The sequence below is a fragment of the Planctobacterium marinum genome (assembly GCF_036322805.1).
Taxonomy (GTDB): Bacteria; Pseudomonadota; Gammaproteobacteria; order Enterobacterales; family Alteromonadaceae; genus Planctobacterium; species Planctobacterium marinum_A.
Map to the genome: position 1 here is coordinate 2,068,699 of NZ_AP027272.1, position 22,596 is coordinate 2,091,294.

Below are 22,596 nucleotides of genomic sequence, written 5' to 3' on the forward strand. Positions count from 1 at the left end.
CCTATGAAACTTCGTAGTGACTTTGTGTTCTGATTTCTTCCACCAGAAAATCTACTGGATTGGATAGGGCACTCTTTGACAATGAGCCGGTATCAGGCAAGCTACTTTCCTTAATCTCGCCTTGCATGAAGGTTTTTGCTTTGTTGATTTCATTATGCACAACCTCAAACTCGGGTACATCGCCATCCCACTCTAAAAGGGTAGAGGCCCCTTGTGTTTGTTGCCATGCGTAACGAAACAACTCCCAAACCTGTGCTGATACGGGTTTGTCGTGTGTATCTATGATGTGCGTACCACAGTGTTGATGACCAGCCAAGTGGAGTTGTACAACACGCTCAAATGGAAAAGCGGATAAGTAATCGAGTGCTGAGTTGCCAGCGTTAAAACAACTTACGTAAACGTTATTCACATCCAGGAGCAAACCGCATCCTGTTTGCTGGGTCAGCGCTCGCAAAAAGTCTGGTTCACTCATTGTCGAATTATTAAAGCGAAGATAGGTACTTGGATTTTCAAGGATAAGGGGTCTCTCAAGTAGCTCCTGTACCTGCACTACTCGTTGAGCAATATAATTGAGGGAGTCTTCATTTAACGGCACTGGCAAAAGGTCATGACTATTAATACCTAGCGTGCCAGTCCAGCATAAATGATCACTGACCCAAACGGCGTTGACCTCATCAGCCAGTTTTTTTAACTTTTTAAGATAAGTCAGATTTAACGGATCGCTGCTACCGATAGACATGGATACACCATGCAGTACTACCGGATACCGTTCAGCAATTTGCTTGAGCACATATCCCGGGCGGCCACCTGAGTCCATAAAGTTTTCTGAGATTGCTTCAAACCATTCCACATCTGGCCAATGCTGAGTTATGTGGTTGAAGTGACTGGAGCGCAGGCCTACGCCTAGCCCCAGTTTCGGTAATTGCTCAACGGTCGCGCCTTTCACTAAGCGCAACTCCCCGCACCACTCATGCCGCTAGCGCCACAAGCGGTCATGCCGGCTCCGTCGTTGTCATACTCTATCCAACCTATGGTTGGCCCTTGGGCAAATAGGTTTGGATTGCTGTAAGGGCCTTTTACCTGTGGAGGTTCAGCCGGTAAATCCGGGTTTTGTGCCCTCAAGTCCGGCCAAACTTTATCTTTAAACACTTCGCGTGCTTGCATCCAGACACTTTTACCGCGATTGTCACCGTCAGTGAGAAAGCGCTCAGCATTAATTGGCGTTGCGCAGGAGCCTTGTGATTGGCAATCGTTGTGTCCTGGCTCAGCCAATTCCGCTTCAGTTCCGTATAAACCACAGCCCCCTTGATTGCGACAATCGTTCTTCACGTGACAAGTGTGATCATAGTTGTTGCCTTCAAAGGGATTGGCGGGGTTATAGGCTTGTGCCGTTGAGCAATAACCTTGTCCTGCACAGTCGTTGCTAAGAGTTCGACCTTGATTTTTACAACTGTTTAGGCCCATACAAGCATGCCTCACAGCTCCTTCAGGTAACTCTGCACTGCTTGGTGGGTTTTGCGGCCACAGTGGCGTTCCGGCGAAGGGGCCAGCATACACCATAGGAGTAGCCGGTGTTGGTGTATCAGTATTGCTGCCAAGTCCTTGTAAATCGGTTGGCGTGGTCAGGTAAATCGGGTCTTCGCTGCAGCCAGTTGTTCGCCAGTATTGACTTACATCTGGCAGATTGAGTATGTCATTGAGGTAACTTTCAATATCGCTATTCATCCAGCTGGCTTTGGTATCACTGGCATTCCAATAAACCTGTTGAAAGTTAATGACCATTTGGCACATGTTGCCATAAGCCTCATCCCTCGTACCTAAGTCAATATTAGAGAAGGTTGGGCAAAGACTGTACTTGCCATCTTCAGATGAAACTTCGCGCATAGCCTGAAACAGTTTATCCATCACCCAAATCATGGATTGGTGCATGGTGCGGTAAAAGTATATCTTTTGTTTTTGTGCTGGTATTTTGTAGATGGTTTCAGTCATGACCAGCATGTATTGAAACAGGGCATCGGCAATATTGACAAGGTCTTGTCGACCTTCACCACCGAACTGTTTAACCTTCGGGTTTACTGGGGTAGGGTAGACGAATTTCGCCAGGTCTTTTGCACTAAACTGCTCCGCCGGTTGGTCGGGTGCTTCTGGCAAAGGAGCCACATTGTTAAAGCCAAGTTTACCCATCTCTTTGTAAACATCGGTATAACCTTCCAACTGACTCAACAAGGTCAAAAATTTATAGTAATGGGAGAGCTCTTCGTCACTGGCGTCATCATATTTACTTTGGGCAAAGCCTTCTCCCTGGAAGCAAATGGTGGTGATGGCCTGGACGGCGGTTTTCTTATTGGTTATTTGCATTAGTTGGGTCTGACCGACATGGCTGTCCTCGTCACTGCCATAACCTGCTACGGCTGCCGCAGAGCCCGGTTGCTCTGCGGGAATTGGGTTTTGATAATTAAAACTACTTTTGGCGTAGACCGTATCGATGTTATTTGGAGAATAATCACCAGAGGATATTTGCTGATCATTATTATTCGCTTTATTGAAATCGTCGTCTGAAATCCAGTTTGATTCAATGAGACAGCGTACATAGGAATAGATCTGACCTATGGTGTCCCAGTCATCACTTTCGGGCATGGCATCGGCGCTTTCAGGGTACTCAATGGCCAAAAAGTGACTTAATTGGTCGAAGGAAAAGCCAGCCAACGGAATCGGTTGGTTGCGGGTATTATCCTTTGGATTATCTGCCTGATTTGCTCTGTGCCCCGGCAGTACCGCGGGATAACTTTCAGGCGCATTTTTGTACAGTAGTGGTGGCTCATTACTCACTGCGAACAGGACGTTGCAAGCCAGTGACATGTGCAGCATTTCCTCTACAGCGACACTCATGATCAAGGCACCTGCCTCATTGGCGTAGCGGCTTAAATCTGTTTTCGGGAAGGCATGGGGCAATCCGGGGTTATCTTTCCCGGGCGTTCTGTTAATAGTGTAATAAGCTCCCAGGTAAATTGGAATGGTGGCGAGTTCTACTTCAGCAGCGGTTTGCAGTGTTTGTTGCAATATTTTCAGAGCCTTGCCGCCACCATAGGTTTGCTCATCGTTATTGATTTTCTCTATTGTGGCTACTTCATTAGGGGTTAACGCGGGAACATTATATTGCACTTTCATCAGGGTTTTCCTTTTGGCAGAAGTCTTACTGTGGAATATTAGCTATTGAGCGTTCATTGCCACAATTACACTAAATTACACTGCACAGCTAGCGACTACCGCTCAGTGTGTTATCGAAGTGAAGGTAATAAAAATGGTTAGTTGGTGCTGCGATGAAAATTACCTTCGAATAAAAAGCTAGGTAATAAAATTTGGAACGTCAAATCAAAACATGAAAAATAATTTGCGCATTTGAGACAGCCTGTTTCAGAGCGGAGAACTCAATTCTTATCGTTAACCAGCATTAATACGCGGGTTTTAAACATAAGTTTGAAAATTGTTGTTTCAAGCATTGTCCAGAGAATGCAATGTCTGCTAACTTAAGCGCTATATAACCACAATGAAGCGATTAATCATGCCTTTTGCCCTGCGCGTTTTACTCTATAAGTTTGTCATGGTGATGTTAAAACTTGTCACTGTTTTTATACCGGCCCCTAAACCCACAATTTATTCCGGTTCGGGCTCTTCATTAAAGCTATGTGAATCCCTCAAGTTTATGGGGGTTACACGAATATTGATTGTCACCGATGAAATGTTGTCCAAAATGGGATTGTTGGACGCTGTCAAAAAACAGTTAGAAGAGCTAAACATTGGTTATGTAGTTTTTGATAAAGTGGTGCCGGATCCGGGTTATCAAATTGTGGAGGACGGTGTCGCGCTGGGACAGAATGAGCATTGCGATGCGGTATTAGGCTTTGGTGGAGGCTCCTCTCTGGATGCCGCCAAAGTGATTGCAGCCAGAATGACTAATGCGGTGAGCATAAAGAAATTGGTGGGAGTATTAAAAGTCAAAAATCCCCCAGTGCCTATTTTTACCATTCCCACCACGGCCGGAACGGGGTCTGAAACGACCATTGCAGCTGTGGTATCGGATCCGGATACAAATCAAAAAACACCGGTAATCGATCCAAAACTGGTGCCCGTGGCTGCATCGCTAGATCCTGATTTGATGACGGGGTTACCACCGCACATCACAGCGGCAACAGGGATGGACGCACTCACCCACGCAATAGAATCCTATATCTCTCGACACGCTGCGCCAGATACGGATGTATATGCTCTAAGTGCAGTAAAAATGATTATGAAGTACTTACCTGTGGCTTATGAAGATGGCGCAAACCTTGAAGCGCGGGAGGCCATGGCACTGGCTTCTTTTTACGCGGGAGCTGCATTCACTAAAGCCAACCTGGGTTATGTGCATGCTATTGCTCATCAATTTGGCGCCTTTTATCACACTCCGCATGGCCTTGCTAATGCGATTGTTTTGCCGAAAGTACTGGATTACTCGTTACCTGCAGCGAGCGAGCGTTTGGCGCAGTTAGCGAAAGCGACAGGGTTGGGCGGTGAGTCAGATGACGAGCAAGCGTTAGCGCGCAAGTTTGTTGATTCAGTGAAAGAGCTGAATCAAAAAATCGGTATCCCGATAACCCTCGATAAACTCAAGCAAGAGGATATTCCGGCTATTGCAAAAGGCGCTTTGAAGGAAGCCCATTACCTGTATCCCGTACCAAGATATATGAACTTTAAACAGTGTACGCAGATGGTGTCTAAAATGTTGCAACAATAAGTTTAAGCTATTTCCATTATTTGATATAAAGCCTCGTTAATTGAGGCTTAATACGGCGAAGACAACGATTTGGGCATGGCACATGGAAAATCCGAGGTAACGTTGAAGGGTGATATTATCAACGTTAAGCTCTCGGGAACTTTTAATAAGGAAGGGATTCTCAGGTATTGCGAGCACGTCAAGTCGCTGGTGATTTCCCTGAAGGGCAGGCCGTTTGCGATGCTGGTTGACGACATTGAAGTGGAGGGCGGCACCCCGGAAGCCCATGAAGAACTGCAAGCCTATAATCTGTGGTTGAGTCAGCAAAGGATTGTTGCTAAGGCGATAGTAATCGACAATGTGGTTACTCAAGCCATAATTGCACAGCGCACCCCGGAACTTGCTCAACAAAATACCCGTTATTTTAACCATATCGAGGAAGCCAGCGACTGGCTGGTAAATTCTCTAAATAGGGTTCGACAGTCCACTTAGACTAAAGAATGAGGGGACGAAGGTTTATCAGGCGGGATGCATTGTGTTATTTTGCCTACGAGAGCTTAATGGACACCGAGTATTCCTGGCTGTGAAAAGAAATTCCACCATTAACCATACAATCGTTTTTTGCTTCGGCACTCTGCTGGCGGCAATCGCCAACTATTTTCCCATCGACTTTTTCACCGGCTCGCAGCTTATCCTTGGCAATATTGTTGTTGTTGCATTAACCCTGTTATTGGGGCTGCGTTATGGCCTGCTGGCTTGTATTATTTCCGGCTCTGTTACCTGGCTTAACTGGCAACACTTTTACGTTTTATTGCCTTTTATCGGTGAAGTTTGCTTTACGGCTTGGGCAAGAGAGAAAAACAAAAATGCCTTTTTGTACGGTATTCGCTATTGGTTATCCATTGGCTGGGTCATAGTTGCCATTCAGTATTTTAGTTTCAGTGATTATTTCGCCATAACCAAATTCGCTATTACGGTTAAGTATGTGGTCAATGGGGTTGTGAATGTCATGTTTGGTTACATTCTGGCATATTTGTGTCGCCCTTATATTGTGAGCAGTTGGCGGGAATCTATCAACTTTAGTCGCATTATCGCCATTGCAATATTCATTTCCCTAACCAGTGGCTTGCTGCTCAATACTTTTTATTGGTTGAAGCGTTACCAGTCAGAGTCATTGACCTATCTACAAGAGGAGCTGCGCCTTGAAAGTGAGATCGCCGCTTCGGATCTACAAGATTATCTGAATGAACATGTTAAAGCCTTGCAACTGGCAGCAAAGTTTAATCACAACGATAACAGCCAATGGTTAGCGTCGTTAAATCATCTTGGAGTGAATTACCCAGATATACTGACTTTATTGGCAACTAATACACAAGGAGATATTACGGCGACTTATCCTGAATCGCTGATGGCAACGGTGACTAAAAATGATGCGGCATTCAGTGTTGCTGACCGACCATATTTTTATGAAGTTAAACGGACAAATCAGCCGTATGTGTCGGATGTATTTCAAGGGCGGGGTTTTGGCAATGATCCCATCGTCGCGCTATCGGTGCCACAATCAGATGACTCTGGATTTGTGGGTATAGCTGAAGCCTCTTTAAATTTAACGCGGTTTGCCAGTCTGGACAGAAAGAAAATGAATCCGGAGCAGGAGTTGCTTATTCTGGATGGTAAGTCACGAGTAATTTTTGCCTCTAACAAGGCGCTCTATCCCTTTCTTAAAAATGTGTCTGACTCCCTTATCTTGGATTTTCTTGAAAACCGGCCATTTTACTCCTTTGTCAATGAAAATGGTTCCTATCAATTGGCTGAGAGTAGTCTGGTAGAAGGTGCTGGCTGGCGAGTGATTAGTATTTTGCCCCGCAGTCATTACGATCAAAAGATTGCGGTGGATTTAGTGTGGTCATTGTCAATCTTAGCGCTGGTCTTACTGTTGTGTTTTTGGGGAGTGGAAAAGTTGGCGCGATTAATTAGCCAACCTATTGTTGGCTTTTCCAGAGCGCTGGCAAAAATCAGTGATTCGGGCGATTTCCAAAGCTTGAAGGAGATCAAAACCAACTCTAATGTGGAGGAGTTCCAGCAAATTGTGCCCATCGTCAGACGATTTGCCAGTAAATTGCAAACTAGTTTGGAAGAACTGGAGACCGTCAGCAAAAGAGCGGTGTTGGCCAACAAGGAACTCGAGGAGCTCAATAGAAGTCTTGAAGATGTGGTCTATGAACAAACCAGTGAACTCAAAATTGCTTTAAAAGAAGCTCAGCAAGCGAATAAAACTAAATCTGAGTTTCTTGCCACAATGAGTCATGAGATTCGAACCCCGATGAATGGTGTGCTGGGTATGCTGGAGTTATTAGAGCTTACCCCTTTAAATCAAGAGCAAATAAGTCGCTTGCGAGTTGCACGCTCTAGCGCGGAATCACTCCTTAGCTTGATTAACGACATCTTAGACTTTTCTAAGGTGGACGCCGGTAAAATCGAATTCGAACACATTGAGTTTGATATGGTGAAGCTGCTGAGCGATGTCACTGAAGCAATGGCTGTTACTGCAGTAAACAAAAACAACCAATTGGCGATGGCTGCACACCAGCTAAAACACGATTGGGTGTTAGGCGATCCTGGCAGGATCCGGCAGGTGCTAACCAATATTTTGGGTAACGCCAACAAATTCACGGATGATGGAGACGTCTATGTTATTGCATCCAGTGAAAGCGAGGATGGTATTGCCAAGTTTACTATCACAATACAAGATAGTGGCATAGGGATCCCCGAAGATAAGTTGAAAACGCTTTTTGACCCATTCACTCAAGCTGATGCCAGTACCACACGTAAATTTGGCGGCACAGGCCTTGGACTTTCTATTTCTAAAAAGCTGTGTCAGATGATGGGCGGTGATATCCGCGTAGAAAGCGAAATTGGTAAAGGCAGCAGCTTTATTATTGAGATGCCTTTAACGATGGCAAAATCACCTGAAGAGGGACTGGACTTATCGTTACTCTATGAGCGAGTTATTTATCTCCACGATAAGGTGAAGTCGCCATTTTTGTTGGAATATGTCAGCTCTCTCAATGGCAAAGTTTTGGCGACAAAACCAGCCATGCTGGAAAAAGCACTGGCAAAAGTCAGAGAGCTTGCGCAGAGTGAACTAGGGTTGCTCATCCTGGTTGACGAACTGACAATTACTGAACAAATTGTTGAGACACTCACGTTCGCTCATAATCGTGGTGATCAACTGGTGCTACTCAGTTCCATTGCCGCGACTAAGTCTTCCAGAACAGTATTGCCATTCGAAGTAGACAGGTGTGTTAAACCCATAACCCCTATTAATTTTAAAAATGCGGTCCTTGGTATAGAAAGTATTCATGCTGAAGATGAACCCGGAATGAGCCAGCAGATTGATGTATCCGGTAAACGAGCTCTATTGGTGGAGGATAATCCTATCAATCAAGATATTGCCATATACATGTTGCAGGAGCTCAATCAGTCTGTGGAAGTGGCTAACAATGGCCTGGAGGCCATTGAGAAACTGAATAACTCTCCTGTGCGCTACGACTATGTGCTGATGGATTGTCAAATGCCCGTAATGGATGGTTTTGAAGCAACGCGTAAGATAAGAGAAGGCGGCGCAGGAGAGCGCTATCTTGACGTGCCTATCATTGCCCTGACCGCGAATGCGATGAAGGGAGACAAAGAGAAATGTCTCGCTGCTGGCATGACGGACTACCTGTCAAAACCTATCTCACTGGACGCCTTAAAAGCTAAAATCTGGACGGTGGCAGAGCATGCTGAAGTATGGGATGAATTTTAAGTTGTGAATTTCAATGGTTGCTAGTCTGGACGGGAACGCACTAATTCATTTGACTTCTGCGGGTGTTGAACTTGATCAAAAACAACAGCTTGTTGTGGTAAACGGTAAGATTTTAAAGTTACCGTTTTTGAGCTTCAAAGTGTTACAGCAATTATTTCTCAACGCCCCTCATGCTGTTTCCATTGATGAGCTGATAAACCTGTGCTGGTCTGGTCAGGTAGTGGCAGACGAAACGGTGGTGCAGCGCATTGCTTTACTAAGGAAGTCGTTGAGCAGTGCAGGGATTGCTGAAGACTGCATCGAAAACCGTCGTGGCGAGGGATATCGCTGGGTGTATGAAGTTGTTGAGTTACCAAAGAAAAAGCACAAAAATCACACCACTATTATCGCCCCAGGGGCGTTAGCATTAATGGTTTTGGTGGTTTATGTGGTTTTTCAACCTTTCAAAGACAACATCGATACTTTAGCGTTTGAATCTGAATCATTGCAAAAAGCACATCAATATCGGCAGCAGTTTAATGAACGCTCGTTGCAGCATGCCGCAGAACTTTATAGCGAACTATTAGTGGTGCACCCAGACAATGTAGCGGCTTTGGCGGGCCAGGCTATGACCCTGGCACATCAGGTATCCAAGTTTGCAGCCGATGATTCTTTATTGGATATAGCGGCACAGAATGCTCAATATGCACTTGAGCTGGCACCAGATGACCCGTTTGTGCTGCAGGCAAAAGGATTAGTGCAGGATGTCTCTGGAGATATATCAGGGGCGTTACACTTTTATCGAGAAGCATTGCAATACAGCGATAGTGAACTATCGCTTTACGGTGATATTGCTTATTTGCTGACAATCCGCGGTGAGCTCGTGGAAGCTGCTGACTATCATTTACGCAGTTTACAGGGCAACCACGAGTTTCGATATTCGCAACTTGCACTGTGGTATGATTTGCTCGGAATGACCGCTAATGCAGAGCTTTGGTTTGAGCAGGCTGTTTTATTAAATCCCCACAACCTTACTGAGCAATTTGCTTATGTTGATTGGCTTATCAAGCAACAGCGATTTCAGCATGCGCAGACCCAGTTAGAGCAAATTGCCTCGTGGTCAGAGAAGTCTTGTTTAAGTTACCTGTACCAGACAGTTTTAGCCATACAAGCTGGCACACAGGTTTCTAAAAGTCAGCTACACAATTTTTGTCGCGACAAACAACCAGAGTATTTCCTGGCACTACTTTGGATAAGCCTGCAAACTGCGCAGACGCCAGAGCAAATTTCGCATCAAATGCGCATAATTGAATTTAAACAGTGGCACTGGCCCAATGACTTTTTACTACTTGCACTGAGCGATTATGCATTGTCTGGAGAAGCCTATCCCGACTACCTGGAGCAAGCCGTGGGGGCCGGATATCGCGATAGTGAGAAGCTAAGCTTTCTTATGCAGAACGGGCTTCTACCTGATAACCAACACACCAGGGAAATTTTAAAAGAACTGCGGATAAGTCAAGCTGAGGCCCTCAATGAGCTCAGGGCTTTATCGGTTTTTGAACAGTTGCAGTCGATTAGTCAGAGTCGTCAGTGACAAGAGGTGACAACTTGAGCAAATAGTCGCTAAAAATCTCTTGGCTCTGTCGGTGCATGTAGGGTTGATTGAATGCCGTGCTGGTGATTACTGCGGTAAGACCTATTGAGGGCACAATCCACAAATAGTTTCCCCCGTTGCCTGATGCAGCCCATGCCGTTATAGTTCTGCTTTCTAAATTAAACTGATATATCCAGAGTAAATAACCATATTGGACATGGCGCTCGGTATCGATGTCAGCACGTGGCTGCATCATTTTCTCAATCCATTGTTGAGAAAGCAGTTGTTCGCCTTTCCAAATGCCCCGGTCGAGCAGTAATTGTCCAATTTTAATCAGATCTCGAGATGTAATACGCACGCCACCCCCTGTTTGGGCGTGCCCTTTAGGCGAGTAGTGCCAACGCAAGCTGTCGATTTTCATTTTTTCAAACAGATGCTCTCGGAGATAAATGTCAGTTCGTTCGCCAGTGACATTTTCCAGGGCTTTACCCACCAGAAATACACCGCCTGTACAATAAGAGAAAGCTATTTGATTAAAACGCTCTGCTAATTTTGGCTCCCAAGGGGGAATGCCTCTTTCAGGCAAGTTGAGCATAAACTCCGTCCAGTCAGCCCGCAAATACATGCGCTCCTCATTGCCCTCTGAAAAGCTGTTCCAGTCGTTGCACTCCATGGGCGGGTTCATGGTCAATAAATTTGCATATGTCATTTCTCGCTTGCCTTTAAAATCATGTTGTTGCACTTGATAAGGAGATAAATGCGGCATTATTTTTGTGTGCTCAGAAGCCAGTAAACCGCTGTCAGTGGCCAGTCCCACCGCCAAGGAGGTAAAGGTCTTACTGGCAGAGCGGATATCATGCAGGCTATTGGCATTTATTTGACTGCCATAGTGCTCATAAATCAGTTGCCCATTAACCTGAACCAGGATACTGGTAATTTGTTTGAAATAGTTGTTGCTGAGCTTTTGCTCAAGTTCTGTTTGTGGAGACTGATTGGTCGTTGTTGTATAAGCATTAAACGAAATCAAGCACAGTAATATTAGTCGAAGTTTGTTCATGTGTTGCTGCTCTCAATTAACATAGCTCTGTTATATCGCAGCCAGCCAGCAGCAACCTGAATTTGCAAAAAAAATTAATAAACATAAATAAAGCTAATTATAACAAATGCTTACATTTATATATTGAAGAGAAAAAGGAATTAGTGACTCTCCGTCAGTTGCGTGGCACTATATCACAGCGCTCAAAAAATACCTGCCACTGCGCCACGTGGTCCTTTATTGAGGAGACAAAATCATTGTGTAGTGATTTGTTTAGCGTGTTGTCTTCATGCTCAGTAAAACCCAACTCCTCAAAAGTCACAGAGAGTTGAAAATACCAGTCGTTTATTTTGCCTGCTTGAGGCTGGATTTCCTGTATAAAGAATAAGTTGAAAACATTGCGTAAATACTCCGCTTTAATTTTGTCACCGGGATTGGTTAAACAATTGAGTTGCGTCATATTCGTCTCCAGGTAAATTGTGATTTGGGGTAGGGTGGAGATGAGTAGCCGCATGTCGTTGCGCAATTTGGCTGGAGTTTTGAATTTACTGATAGATTGCAATAGGGTTTCCAGCGAGTTTGCATCAGACAATTGAAAACGTTTACCTTTCAATTCTTCCGGTGAGAATCTCAACAGAGACTGCCAGTTTTGGATGGCTGAGCGGTGGTCTTCTTGTTCATCGAAATGAGTCGAACTACTAAAACGGGCGCTGTTTATTTCATCGCTGTTATAAAGCAGATTGTGCCAACTCTGCACTACGACTTGCTCTTTACGGTTGATTATTGAACGCTGTTCCTGCTGCGGCTCATCATCCACCATCATCATACAACGATACAATGCAGCCAATAGACGAACTTCATACAAATAACGTTGTGATGGTGCCTGCAGTTTTCCAAGAGTCGTGTTGCGCTCTGCAATAATGGGTTTAATACCACACTCGGGTAAGTTGTAAAATTCTCTTAGTTTTATGTTCAGTGGCTCGGCACTGCCCTGTGGTGAAAAAACTTGCTTCGGTGTTGTACTGATTATGTTCGGAGTAATTAATGAGGGCGGCTCTATTTCCAGGATATTAGCGAGCCTGGACTGGTAGTCCTCTAAGGTGCTATGTAACCAAGGCTTTTGAGTGCATGCAGCCAAGCCCAGCCACAGGCATGCAAGTGCTGTTAAACGAATAAAGGTTGGCGCTTTTTGTTTTCTAATAAATCTGTTCGTTATCTGAGCTGACACTGAGCTCCAATGTTCTACTGATTTCATTTAAATGCAAGTTTAAATGAATAGGGTTACAGCAATTTGCACAATCTTCAATATAGTCCTGGTCACCATTGCTGCAATCTAAATCAAGGTGAACGGGATGCCCACAGTGAGGGCAGTTTATGTCGGTGTGTTTTAATGTATGGTCGTTAAACATGTTAAGCCTCGCTTAATAAATTTCAGATTAATTCCTCTTTGGTGTGCTCTGTTAGTGCTTTTGTATTTGTTTTAATGTTGCCTTTGCTGAGTCCACATAATGGCCGCCAAACATCAGGGCATGGTTCAAAATATGGTACAGCTGATATATGGGTTTGCGCTGTTGGTAACCCTCTGGTAGCGGCCATACCGCCTCGTACCCCTGATAAAATGGTTTGGGAAATGTGCCGAATAACTCGCTCATGGCAAGATCGGTTTCCCTGTCTCCAAAATAACTGGCTGGATCAAAAATGACCGGCGCATGTTTGAAAAAGGCCACATTACCCCGCCACAAATCACCGTGTAAAAGTGAGGCTTTGGGTTGGTAACCTTTCAATAGGGTATAGATTTGCTCCCTGGCTTTATCAATGTCTACAAAATGGATCCCCTGGCTTGCCATTAGCTGCAATAATTTAGCAATTCTGAAGTCGCTGAAAAATCCAGCCCAGTCGTCAGTCCAAGGGTTAACCTGGACCGTTCTACCAATGTAATTATTGAAGTGACAACCATAGTGTTGCTCAGTGTGCAGGTGCAGTTTAGCCAGTTGTTTGCCCATTTCGTACCAGTCTGTGCTCTCACCATCGCTTAAGCTGAGATGCTCTAATACCAGATAACTATTTTCATTGGCTATGCCGCTACAGATGACCTTGGGGATTTTGACATCAGCAGCTTGTTGCAAAAGAGCCAGACTTCTAGCTTCGGCTTCGAAATGGGATTGAGATGATTGGTCGTCAATTTTTACAAAGAAGCGCTTACGGCCATCGGAGATTTTGAAGGCGCGATGAGAATCTCCACCGGATACTTCTCTTATGTCGTCACAGATGAAGTCATGATGGATGCAGTCACTAATCTTTTCACTAATAAAGTGCCACATTTTTGTTTACTCAAATCGATCAGTTGATTGCCGTATTACTGATCAGCTTGTCCCGCTCACCCCCTTGTAAACAAAAGGTGAGTGTTTTAATTATGGCGAAAAATGCGTTTATTTTTAGTGTTATTTGCGTATTTTTACTGGGATAGTGGATAAGCTGATGGTTTGTCTTGATATTTTTTTTCTGAAATTTTATCCCGAAGTGCAAGAAAGGTGCGATAGGTGGACTTTTTCATCTCAGATCTCGCCAGCCAATTCGGAATGTTGCCACCGGGCTTCGCTGTACCAGTCCAAATAATTTTACTCTCAGTTTGGTTCATTTTTATTGCCTGCCAAGCGCCTTGCACGTCTTCCATGGCAATTAATTCAGTGTTCGCAAAAAGTGCAGGGTGCTGCGCAACTTCAATACTAAGAGAGGATTTAATTGTGTCAAAGTTTAACGTTGATCGGGTGCTCATCATGCGATTGAGAAACGGCCAGGGGGCGTAAAATTCGGTATACACCAAGTCTATTAGAGGATCTGGTTGGGGTACAACCTTTACTGCAATCACATTGTCTATCCAATCTATTGCGCTATCCGTGTCTCGTAGCAAATTCAACAAACTCCACCAAGACGCATTCACCACTGTTTCAGCCTTAACCCATTGGTTATCATCATCATCCCGAGCCGTCCAAACCTTGACTTCACGCTTGTCATATTTAAGGCGCCATTCCAACTCCTTACTTGTTGCCATAGCTATGTTTGAAATCAACAAGAATATGATTGCGCAGCAAACCAAGAATAGTTTTTTTAAAAAGTCTGGCGTTGCTGGATTTGTCCGTCTCAAACTGATACTCCAGGGTGGAAAATTGTCTGGGCAGTTGATAGACTCGCGGCGCGTTCTGACAACTTCTGATGGATGTCGTTATTTCATAGAGTGAGACAGAATGCAAAACTTACTTTTAAACTGAAATCGCAAGTGGCGTTTGGTAGGCGTCACCACTGTAGAAGGAAATCTCATGCCAGTTATTACTCTTCCCGACGGAAGTCAGCGTCAATTTGATAATCCACTTTCTATTTTAGATGTCGCTAACGATATCGGTCCCGGTTTAGCCAAAGCCACCATTGCAGGTGCTATTAACGGTGAACTGGCTGATGCCAGCGATATGATCACCGAAGACGCGGATTTGCGCATAATTACCGCCAAAGATGACGAAGGTTTAGAAATCATCCGTCACTCTTGTGCACACTTATTGGGGCATGCGATTAAGCAATTGTGGCCAGATACAAAAATGGCGATTGGCCCGGTTATCGACAACGGTTTTTATTACGATGTGGATATGGAGCATTCTCTGAGCCAGGAAGACCTGGACAAACTCGAAAAGAGAATGCTGGAGCTGGCCAAAACCAATTACGACGTCATCAAGAAAAAAGTTGACTGGCAAACTGCAAGAGACACGTTTGAAAGTCGCGGTGAAAGTTACAAAACCACGATACTTGATGAGAACATCGAAAAAGATGACAAGCCTGGCTTGTATCACCACGAAGAATACATCGATATGTGTCGTGGCCCGCACGTGCCCAATATGCGCTTTTGTCATAACTTCAAAATAATGAAGGTAGCAGGGGCCTATTGGCGCGGCGATAGCGACAATAAGATGCTGCAACGTATTTATGGCACCGCCTGGGCTGATAAAAAGCAATTAAAGGGCTATTTGAAGCGTTTAGAAGAAGCTGAAAAGCGCGACCACCGTAAAATCGGTAAAGCGCTGGATTTGTGGCACTGGCAAGAAGAAGCGCCAGGCATGGTGTTCTGGCACAACGATGGTTGGGCCATCTACAAAGAATTAGAAAAGTATGTTCGCGAGATGTTGGTGGACTACGTTTATGACGAGGTTAAAGGTCCATTAATGATGGATCGCTCTTTGTGGGAAAAATCTGGTCACTGGGATAAATATGCAGAAAACATGTTTACCACCCAATCAGAAAACCGTGAATACGCTGTTAAGCCCATGAACTGTCCGGGTCACGTACAAATCTTTAATCAGGGCTTAAAGTCTTACCGTGACTTGCCACTGCGTATGGCGGAATTTGGAAGCTGTCACCGCAACGAGCCTTCTGGCGCCTTACATGGTTTGATGCGCGTACGCGGCTTTACCCAAGATGATGCTCACATCTTCTGTACTGAAGAGCAGATCCTGGATGAAGTGAGCGGTTGTATCAAAATGGTGTACGAAGCCTATAAAACCTTCGGCTTTGAAAACATTGTGGTGAAGTTGTCTACTCGTCCTGAAAAGCGCGTCGGCGATGATGAAATGTGGGACAAAGCGGAAAAAGGCCTGGCAGATGCGTTGAGCGCAAACGGCATCGAATACGAAGTGCTTCCAGGTGAAGGGGCTTTCTACGGACCTAAGATTGAATTTACTTTGTACGATTGTCTGGAAAGGGCATGGCAGTGCGGTACTATCCAGTTAGATTTCTCCATGCCTGGCCGTTTGGGCTCAACTTATGTGGCTGAAGATGGCGAGCGCAAAGTACCAGTGATGATTCACCGTGCTATTTTGGGTTCACTGGAGCGTTTTATCGGAATTTTGACCGAAGAATACGCTGGCCAGTATCCCACCTGGTTGTCTCCGACACAGGCGATTGTATTGAATATTACCGATAATCAAGCGGATTATGTGAAAAAAGTGACTGAAAAGTTACAAAAACATGGAATTAGAGCCAAGTCTGACTTGAGAAATGAGAAGATAGGCTTTAAAATCCGCGAGCACACAATAAGGCGTGTTCCTTACATGCTGGTTATTGGTGATAAAGAGGTGGAAGCTGGAGAAGTAGCTGTCCGCACTCGAAAAGGTGAAGATTTGGGTAAATTTGCAATTGATGACTTCATCAGCAAAATATCCGAAGAAATACACCAGAAAAAGATTTGCTAATTTTCTCGGAGGAATAACCTATTAAAAGAGGTAACAATAGAGCGGACAGCAGTAAAGAACGTATTAATAACGAAATTACTGCACATGAAGTTCGTCTGATTGGAGCTGACGGAAGTCAGGCGGGGATAGTTTCCCTTAACGAAGCTTTGGATAAAGCTGCGGAAGCTAATTTGGATTTGGTTGAAATCAGTCCAAATGCTGAGCCGCCTGTCTGTAAAGTAATGGATTACGGGAAGTTTATCTTCGAGAAAAGTAAAGCTCAGAAAGAGCAAAAGAAAAAGCAGAAACAAATTCAGGTCAAGGAGATTAAATTTCGCCCTGGCACTGATGTAGGCGACTACCAGGTAAAACTGCGCAACCTGCGTCGCTTTTTAGAAGGTGGTGACAAGGCTAAAGTAACTATCCGTTTTCGCGGACGTGAAATGGCCCACCAGGAGATCGGAATCGACCTTTTGAATCGGGTTAAAACCGATTTAGAAGATATCGCCGTGTGCGAGTCCTTCCCCAATAGGGTGGAAGGTCGTCAGATGATCATGGTGTTAGCACCTAAAAAGTAGAGGTTGTAAGGCCTGCAAGTAATTCACCGGGTTTCCCGGAGGGTTCGCCTTGCGACTATGTAGTAAATTGCTGTTACGCATTTAAATGTTTTAGCGTAATCAGCCTAAAAATGCGGAGTATGTAATCATGCCCAAAATTAAAACTAATCGCGGTGCCGCGAAGCGTTTTAGAAAAACCGCTTCTGGCCGCTTTAAAAGCAAACAGTCTCACCTGCGTCACATTCTGACTAAGAAGAGCTCTAAGCGTAAACGTCACTTGCGTGGCAAAAAGCTAGCTCATGATGCAGATACTGCGTTGATCCAACGCATGTTACCTTACGTGTAAGAGAGGAGACTGAATAATGGCAAGAGTAAAACGCGGTACTATCGCACGTGCTCGTCACAAAAAAGTATTAAAAGCTGCAAAAGGTTATTACGGTGCACGTTCACGTGTATATCGCGTAGCCTTCCAGGCGGTTACAAAAGCAGGTCAATATGCTTATCGTGACCGTCGTCAGCGCAAGCGTCAATTCCGTCAATTGTGGATTGCACGTATCAACGCTGCAGCACGTTCTAACGGTATGTCGTACAGCCGTTTTATTAATGGTCTGAAAAAAGCTTCTGTAGAAATCGATCGCAAAATTTTGGCGGATATTGCGGTACACGATAAAGCAGCTTTCACAGCATTAGTAAACGCCGCTAAAGGCGCATTAGCTTAATTTTTTAACAAATTTAGCTTAAGTTCTTATATGGGAAACGGGATGCAGGATGCATCCCGTTTTTCTTTTTGGGCTGATAAAACTTTAGTATAAGTCGATACAAATCCGCTTGTGTTTTGATGCTTGCTGTTTAAAACTCACCGTATGCGGTCATTTTTTATTTATCCTTTCTCAGTGTTCAACAAGGTTGTACCCAAGTTACATCCGTTACTGTTTAGCTGTTTTTTCGTGTTTCCTGTTTATTCTGATACAGCAGTTCAGCCACTTAAAGTCGGTGTTATCGATGTTACCTTTAAACCCTATCACATGGTTGATGATGGCCATGCCAGTGGCCCTGATATAGATGTTATTCGCGCTGTACTAAAGCGCATAGGTGTAGACTTTACCGTTTTGTTATTGCCCCAGAAGCGCGCTACTGAATACTTATTTAACGGACGTATCGATATTGGTGTATTGTTTAAGATGCCGCGCTATGCACCTTATGTGGTGTTTGGCGAACAGCCTTTACACGCATCGACATATCGGCTGGCGGTGCGCCGTGATAGTGAATTTCACTTTGATTCGATCGAAGATTTATACGGTCAAGGGCAAATTGGGGTGGTCTATGGCAACTCCATCGGACAAGCGTTTGATAGTGCCGTTTTATCCGGCGATATCATACCTGTGCAGGTGAGTGAAATAAAGCAGTTAACCGACTTATTGCTGCTTGGACGCGTTCAGGCCGTCGCGGCCAATCAACGTATATTTTACTATTACCTGAGTCAATCAGAGCAGTCAGATAGTGTTAAGTTTCTACCAAAACCACTCAGTGACAAACGTTTTTTCCATATGGCGATTTCTCGCCGAGTGAAGGGCATAGAGTCCGAAGTCTTGGCTGCTGAATTGGATAAAGCATTAAGCGAAATGCTCAACAGCGGCGAACTGGCAAAAATTTACCAGTCCTATGGTTTATCAATGCATTACTACGATCCCGACTGGAGTTCTGCCTCTAACCAACAATAATTTATTCTACAAAATAAAATAAATATTGCGCTTTTACTAATATCCTCTACATTATAGATTAAATTGTGTGGAGCGCTTGTTGGTGAGTGAACAAAAATATCTCGGTGAATTTGAGCAAGTCATATTGTTAGCGGTGATGCGTTTGGGCACTGATGCCTATGGAAAGACAATTAGAGAGTTATTGTCGGAGCAACTGAGCCGCGATGTTACCGTAGGCGCGTTATACGCGACACTGGAACGACTCGAAGTTAAGGGCATGGTTTCATCCACTATGGGGGAGCCCACAAAAGAGCGGGGCGGACGCGCCAAGAAGTACTTCAAAATTACTGCCAAGGGACAACAAGCATTAAAGCGCAGTAAAGATGCGTTGACGCTTATGTGGCAAGGCTTGTCCTTGAGAGGCGGCATTGTGGGTATCGGCTATGGATCTTAATAAGCAGCCTTTAGTGACTCAACCGCCAAGATTATCAGAGCGATTTTTAACCTGGTGTCTGCCTTCTTCACTAAAAGAGCCGATAGTCGGCGATTTGGCGGAAGAATATCAGCAAAAACTTGAACACGAGAATGTATTAACAGCTATCGTCTGGTATCAACGCCAGGCGTTTAAAACCGCAATACGCTATTTGTGGCAAACCAAACGAGGTGTACTGATGTTTATTTTGGGACTACTGACCTTTCTGGCAACGCTGACTATGGCCATCATGTGGAGTGGTCATTGGAGTATATTTATCAATATCCCTTCTTTCCTGCTCGTCATCCCACCTGCGATATTGCTGACAATTGGTATATGTTCAGCTCAGACATGTAAAACTGCGTTAAGGCTTTTATTTGATAATGAGTTGCAGCCTGATATAACTGAATTAAAAGCCGCAAAACACGTTTACAGAATGCTTGGAAACTGCAGCCTTTGGTTGGGTACCATGGGCATGGTTCTGGGAGCTGTAGCTATTGCGACCAATATTGAACCTGAAGCGTTTTCAGATGCTTTTGGTCCCGCGTTTGCAGTTGCTACACTGACAATGTTGTATGCATTGATATTGAAAGTTTTTTGCTATATCGGCGAGCAAAAAATCCAGCACCTGATTATCTGTAATAAAGACTAGTTCAGGATTGTTTTGAATTGATTAAAAGATAGCGAAAACCAAATTGAGTTACGGTTTTCGCTTCTGCCAATTAAAGTTATACCTGATTGGCTGGTTCATTATTTTTACACTTGCTTAAATGCAATAATAAATACAGTAGCCAGCCACCGATTACGGTAAATAGGCCGAGCAAGACTACTGTAGTAGTGCAGTTAAATGCGGGGCGTCCTTGCTTTTTCGTCAGTCGAAATGTCAGTAACCCCGGAAGACACGCGGTAAACAAAATAATAAATGGCACGTAGATAAGGTGAAATCCCATTTTTAGTCCCTCTTTTAGCTTCCAGTTTGTTAAAAACTGAGGGCCAACAATCCCTCAACCAAAAACTCTTTTGCAGTCGGTTTTTAGCTCGTTAAGATTACATGTATCTATAACCGAGTACAAACCACTCCTGTATCCTTTGGGGCGCAAGAGAATCTACCTCTCGAGCAGCAGTGATATTAAGCAGATTGTCATAGCTTTGCTTGGGAAAATTTGAAACAGTTCGCATTTAAGGTATTCCAGTCTATTCCTTTGCGGCTACGGCCATGCCCAATAGCACTTTATTAGTTGTTTAATCAGACTATGGTTTAAATATGGTTGTATTTTAAACAGTTCGATGAGGCAAACCATGATTATTGCAGTAGGTGGAGAAAAGGGCGGTAGCGGTAAAAGCTGCCTGGCACAAAACATAGCCGTTTATATTCGGCATGCACTGAGTGATTCTATTCTTTTGGTTGATTGTGATCCGCAGCGCACTACTTCCAGTTGGGTGCAGGAGCGTAACGACAACCCTGATGTCCCGAAAATTAATTGTATTCAGTTATTTGGCAAGGTGCGTGAAGAATTGCTGAGCCTTAGCCGACACTATGAATATATGGTTATTGACTGTGGTGGACAGGATAACTTAGCCCTGCGCTCAGCGCTTGCGGTCGCGCAGCATGTTCTGGTGCCTATCAGACCAAAACGTCGCGATTTAAAAACCGTGGCCCATATGGAGGACATTATCAGTACCTGCAAGATGGCAAATCCCCACATGAATATGGCATTTGTTTTGACTCAGTGCCCGGCATTACCAACGATGGTAAACCGTATCATTGAGGCGAAAGAGGTGTGTGAGTCTTATGATTTGGCCGTGTTAAATGCCATTACTTACAGCCGAAACATATATGATGACAGTGAAGAGGATGGTATGTCGGTGTTTGAACGCGATCCCAATGGCAAAGCTGCAGCAGAGATCCGCGCCGTGTTTAATGAATTAATCGACCTTAAAGCAAAGGAGAATGTGCATGCCATTTACCAGCCTAAAGCGCAAGTTGCCTGTCTCTGAAAAACGAAATCTGTCGCTGGATGCGTTTATCGATGACGCTGAGCGTTATGCTGCAGGATTGGATAATGTATACCCGATAGTGCAAGGGAAAATTCAACTAAAAGAGAGTAAAAAGAAACTGCGGGCGACATTTTCACTGTCATGTGAGGCAAAGCAAAAGTTAGATTTGTGCTCGCAAAAGACAGGTATTGCTCGTTCCAGGTTAATTCGTATTTGGCTGGAAGGATTAGATGAAGAGCAATTACAAGCTCAATACTGCCAGAGTGAAGTGGAATAGCCTCACTGGTGAAGTTGTGTTTTACCAGCGAGACTATGATTATTTTTAAAAAGCCGAATGAACCTCAAGTGTCATCAATCGACTTTGATCAGTGAGTTTAACATCCACCAATGAAAAGTTTTTGAATTGACTGAATTTGCTCAAATCAAAAGGTAAAACCAATTGCTTGTTGTGAGACAAAGTCTCGGCGACATCCGCGGTTTGCAAGCGTTGCAGGTTGCCTTGGCGATCAATTCCTTGCAAGGTTGCACTAACGTTATATCTGCCCGCATCAAACACATTGATATCGAGCGCTACTCGTTCATCAATTTGAATTTCACCTAAGCTGGCGGTTTTTGCAACGTTAACAAAGGGTAGTTTCACAGAGCGTTTAACCAACTTACCACCTGCATTACCTGCAGTGTGAAGCTCCAACTGATACAGTCCATTCCTTGCGCCAAATTCAGTGAGGGGATTGTTGAATACCACCTGGCTATCTCTCAGTTGGGCATCTAATTCCTCGCCAGAGGGCGATAGCAGCTTTACTTCGGTGCTAAAAGGAACCAGCTTTTGGTTGTGCAAAGAGGCGTTGATAGTCAAACTTGTTTCGCCGTCAAAATGTGAAGGCATAGCCAGCTTCAGCTGGTACGGACTGTTTTTCTCTTTGACGTGCAGCAGATATTCGGTATCAGCGGCCAGTTTGTTCTGGCTTTGAATAAACAGTGGTTTGTTGCTTACATTACTGATTTTAACTGCCACACTGCCATCGTTAAAACCCGCGTTTTGCATCTCTTGCTGACCAGCTATCAGGTTTAATTTGGCCGGCCTACCATCCGACTGTGTGATCGATAACTGATTTAGATTGATGCCGGGAGATACCTGGCGAGCCCCTGAGCTATAGCGGGCCTTTGGGGCTAATCTGATCAGTGCTTCATCAGAAACGTATACAGGTACGCCGCGATTAATTTGCTCGCCAGTGATGGTTTGCCAATATTCATCACTGTATGCTTGCTGTTGTTTTGACATTAGTTTTGCTTCTTGCATCACCACTGGCCAGACGTATTCCACTCGCTTTGTTTCCATTTGTTCAGGCGCAGGCAAGGTAATGTCGGCAAGCGTCTTTGCCTTAAATGCAGTCTGGGTTTCAGCGTGGCTATTCATTGTGATAAAAGCGCTCAACAGACCAACAGTGGTTATTTTAGTTAATTGACTCTTTTTCATGTTGGGCTC

The 22,596-nt window shown here is 44.4% G+C and carries 21 protein-coding genes; 13 read left to right on the plus strand and 8 right to left on the minus strand.

The window, feature by feature from the left end:
* Position 1: 1 nt before the first annotated feature.
* Both AABA75_RS09280 and AABA75_RS09285 read right to left on the minus strand, forming a co-directional pair.
* Positions 2-946, minus strand: a complete 945-nt coding sequence (locus AABA75_RS09280) for a DUF692 domain-containing protein (RefSeq protein WP_338292329.1) — start codon at positions 944-946, stop codon at positions 2-4.
* The gene (locus AABA75_RS09285; RefSeq protein ID WP_338292330.1) at positions 946-3,168 is read right to left on the minus strand and encodes a ferritin-like domain-containing protein; all 2,223 of its coding nucleotides are present in this window, start codon (positions 3,166-3,168) and stop codon (positions 946-948) included. Before AABA75_RS09285 ends, AABA75_RS09280 begins: the two co-directional genes overlap by 1 nt.
* A 379-nt stretch (positions 3,169-3,547) precedes the next feature.
* Between AABA75_RS09285 and AABA75_RS09290 the strand changes: the two genes are divergently transcribed.
* The 4 genes from AABA75_RS09290 (at position 3,548) to AABA75_RS09305 (ending at position 10,134) form a co-directional block, all read left to right on the plus strand.
* Positions 3,548-4,774 carry an iron-containing alcohol dehydrogenase gene (locus AABA75_RS09290; RefSeq protein WP_338292331.1) on the plus strand — a complete coding sequence of 409 codons (1,227 nt, stop codon included), beginning with the start codon at positions 3,548-3,550 and terminating at the stop codon, positions 4,772-4,774.
* A 75-nt stretch (positions 4,775-4,849) separates the two neighbouring features.
* The gene (locus tag AABA75_RS09295; protein ID WP_338292332.1) at positions 4,850-5,245 is read left to right on the plus strand and encodes an STAS/SEC14 domain-containing protein; all 396 of its coding nucleotides are present in this window, start codon (positions 4,850-4,852) and stop codon (positions 5,243-5,245) included.
* Positions 5,246-5,336: 91 nt separating this feature from the next.
* On the plus strand, positions 5,337-8,561 hold the full coding sequence (locus tag AABA75_RS09300; protein WP_338292333.1) for an ATP-binding protein: 3,225 nt from the start codon (positions 5,337-5,339) through the stop codon (positions 8,559-8,561).
* 13 nt (positions 8,562-8,574) lie between these two features.
* Entirely contained in the window at positions 8,575-10,134 is a 1,560-nt protein-coding gene (locus AABA75_RS09305; protein WP_338292334.1) for a winged helix-turn-helix domain-containing protein, read from the plus strand.
* On the opposite strand, the gene AABA75_RS09310 is transcribed toward AABA75_RS09305, so the two are convergent.
* From AABA75_RS09310 to AABA75_RS09330, 5 genes are all read right to left on the minus strand, one after another.
* Positions 10,115-11,191, minus strand: coding sequence for a serine hydrolase domain-containing protein (locus AABA75_RS09310; RefSeq protein ID WP_338292335.1), 1,077 nt, complete (start codon positions 11,189-11,191; stop codon positions 10,115-10,117). The two genes, AABA75_RS09305 and AABA75_RS09310, sit on opposite strands and share 20 nt — an antisense overlap.
* Positions 11,192-11,345: 154 nt before the next feature.
* Positions 11,346-12,425, minus strand: a complete 1,080-nt coding sequence (locus AABA75_RS09315; RefSeq protein WP_338292336.1) for a DUF3080 family protein — start codon at positions 12,423-12,425, stop codon at positions 11,346-11,348.
* Entirely contained in the window at positions 12,367-12,579 is a 213-nt protein-coding gene (locus AABA75_RS09320) for a CPXCG motif-containing cysteine-rich protein (protein WP_338292337.1), read from the minus strand. The genes AABA75_RS09315 and AABA75_RS09320 overlap by 59 nt, the downstream gene beginning before the upstream one ends.
* Positions 12,580-12,630: 51 nt before the next feature.
* Positions 12,631-13,491, minus strand: coding sequence for a fructosamine kinase family protein (locus AABA75_RS09325; protein WP_338292338.1), 861 nt, complete (start codon positions 13,489-13,491; stop codon positions 12,631-12,633).
* A 134-nt stretch (positions 13,492-13,625) separates the two neighbouring features.
* Positions 13,626-14,222: a hypothetical protein gene (locus AABA75_RS09330; RefSeq protein ID WP_338292339.1), complete on the minus strand. Its 597-nt coding sequence runs from the start codon at positions 14,220-14,222 to the stop codon at positions 13,626-13,628.
* A 265-nt stretch (positions 14,223-14,487) separates the two neighbouring features.
* On the opposite strand from AABA75_RS09330, the gene thrS reads away from it, so the two are divergent.
* From thrS to AABA75_RS09375, 9 genes are all read left to right on the plus strand, one after another.
* Positions 14,488-16,404 (plus strand): threonine--tRNA ligase, encoded by a 1,917-nt coding sequence (thrS, locus tag AABA75_RS09335; RefSeq protein ID WP_338292340.1) that lies wholly within the window; start codon positions 14,488-14,490, stop codon positions 16,402-16,404.
* A 20-nt stretch (positions 16,405-16,424) separates the two neighbouring features.
* A complete protein-coding gene (infC, locus tag AABA75_RS09340) occupies positions 16,425-16,961 on the plus strand; it encodes a translation initiation factor IF-3 (protein WP_338294831.1) in 537 nt (178 codons plus the stop codon).
* 127 nt (positions 16,962-17,088) lie between these two features.
* Positions 17,089-17,286 carry a 50S ribosomal protein L35 gene (gene rpmI, locus AABA75_RS09345; protein ID WP_229527659.1) on the plus strand — a complete coding sequence of 66 codons (198 nt, stop codon included), beginning with the start codon at positions 17,089-17,091 and terminating at the stop codon, positions 17,284-17,286.
* A 16-nt stretch (positions 17,287-17,302) separates the two neighbouring features.
* Positions 17,303-17,659 (plus strand): 50S ribosomal protein L20, encoded by a 357-nt coding sequence (rplT, locus tag AABA75_RS09350; RefSeq protein WP_229527658.1) that lies wholly within the window; start codon positions 17,303-17,305, stop codon positions 17,657-17,659.
* A gap of 228 nt (positions 17,660-17,887) precedes the next feature.
* Positions 17,888-18,661 (plus strand): substrate-binding periplasmic protein, encoded by a 774-nt coding sequence (locus tag AABA75_RS09355; protein WP_338292341.1) that lies wholly within the window; start codon positions 17,888-17,890, stop codon positions 18,659-18,661.
* Positions 18,662-18,743: 82 nt separating this feature from the next.
* Positions 18,744-19,094, plus strand: coding sequence for a PadR family transcriptional regulator (locus AABA75_RS09360; protein WP_338292342.1), 351 nt, complete (start codon positions 18,744-18,746; stop codon positions 19,092-19,094).
* Positions 19,084-19,764 carry a hypothetical protein gene (locus AABA75_RS09365; RefSeq protein ID WP_338292343.1) on the plus strand — a complete coding sequence of 227 codons (681 nt, stop codon included), beginning with the start codon at positions 19,084-19,086 and terminating at the stop codon, positions 19,762-19,764. The genes AABA75_RS09360 and AABA75_RS09365 overlap by 11 nt, the downstream gene beginning before the upstream one ends.
* Before the next feature lie 647 nt (positions 19,765-20,411).
* Positions 20,412-21,110 carry an AAA family ATPase gene (locus AABA75_RS09370; protein ID WP_338292344.1) on the plus strand — a complete coding sequence of 233 codons (699 nt, stop codon included), beginning with the start codon at positions 20,412-20,414 and terminating at the stop codon, positions 21,108-21,110.
* Positions 21,070-21,387, plus strand: a complete 318-nt coding sequence (locus AABA75_RS09375; protein WP_338292345.1) for a ribbon-helix-helix domain-containing protein — start codon at positions 21,070-21,072, stop codon at positions 21,385-21,387. Before AABA75_RS09370 ends, AABA75_RS09375 begins: the two co-directional genes overlap by 41 nt.
* A 45-nt stretch (positions 21,388-21,432) precedes the next feature.
* Here the strand turns inward: AABA75_RS09375 and AABA75_RS09380 are convergent, their stop codons facing one another.
* Positions 21,433-22,587, minus strand: a complete 1,155-nt coding sequence (locus AABA75_RS09380) for a DUF4785 domain-containing protein (RefSeq protein WP_338292346.1) — start codon at positions 22,585-22,587, stop codon at positions 21,433-21,435.
* Positions 22,588-22,596 lie beyond the last annotated feature (9 nt).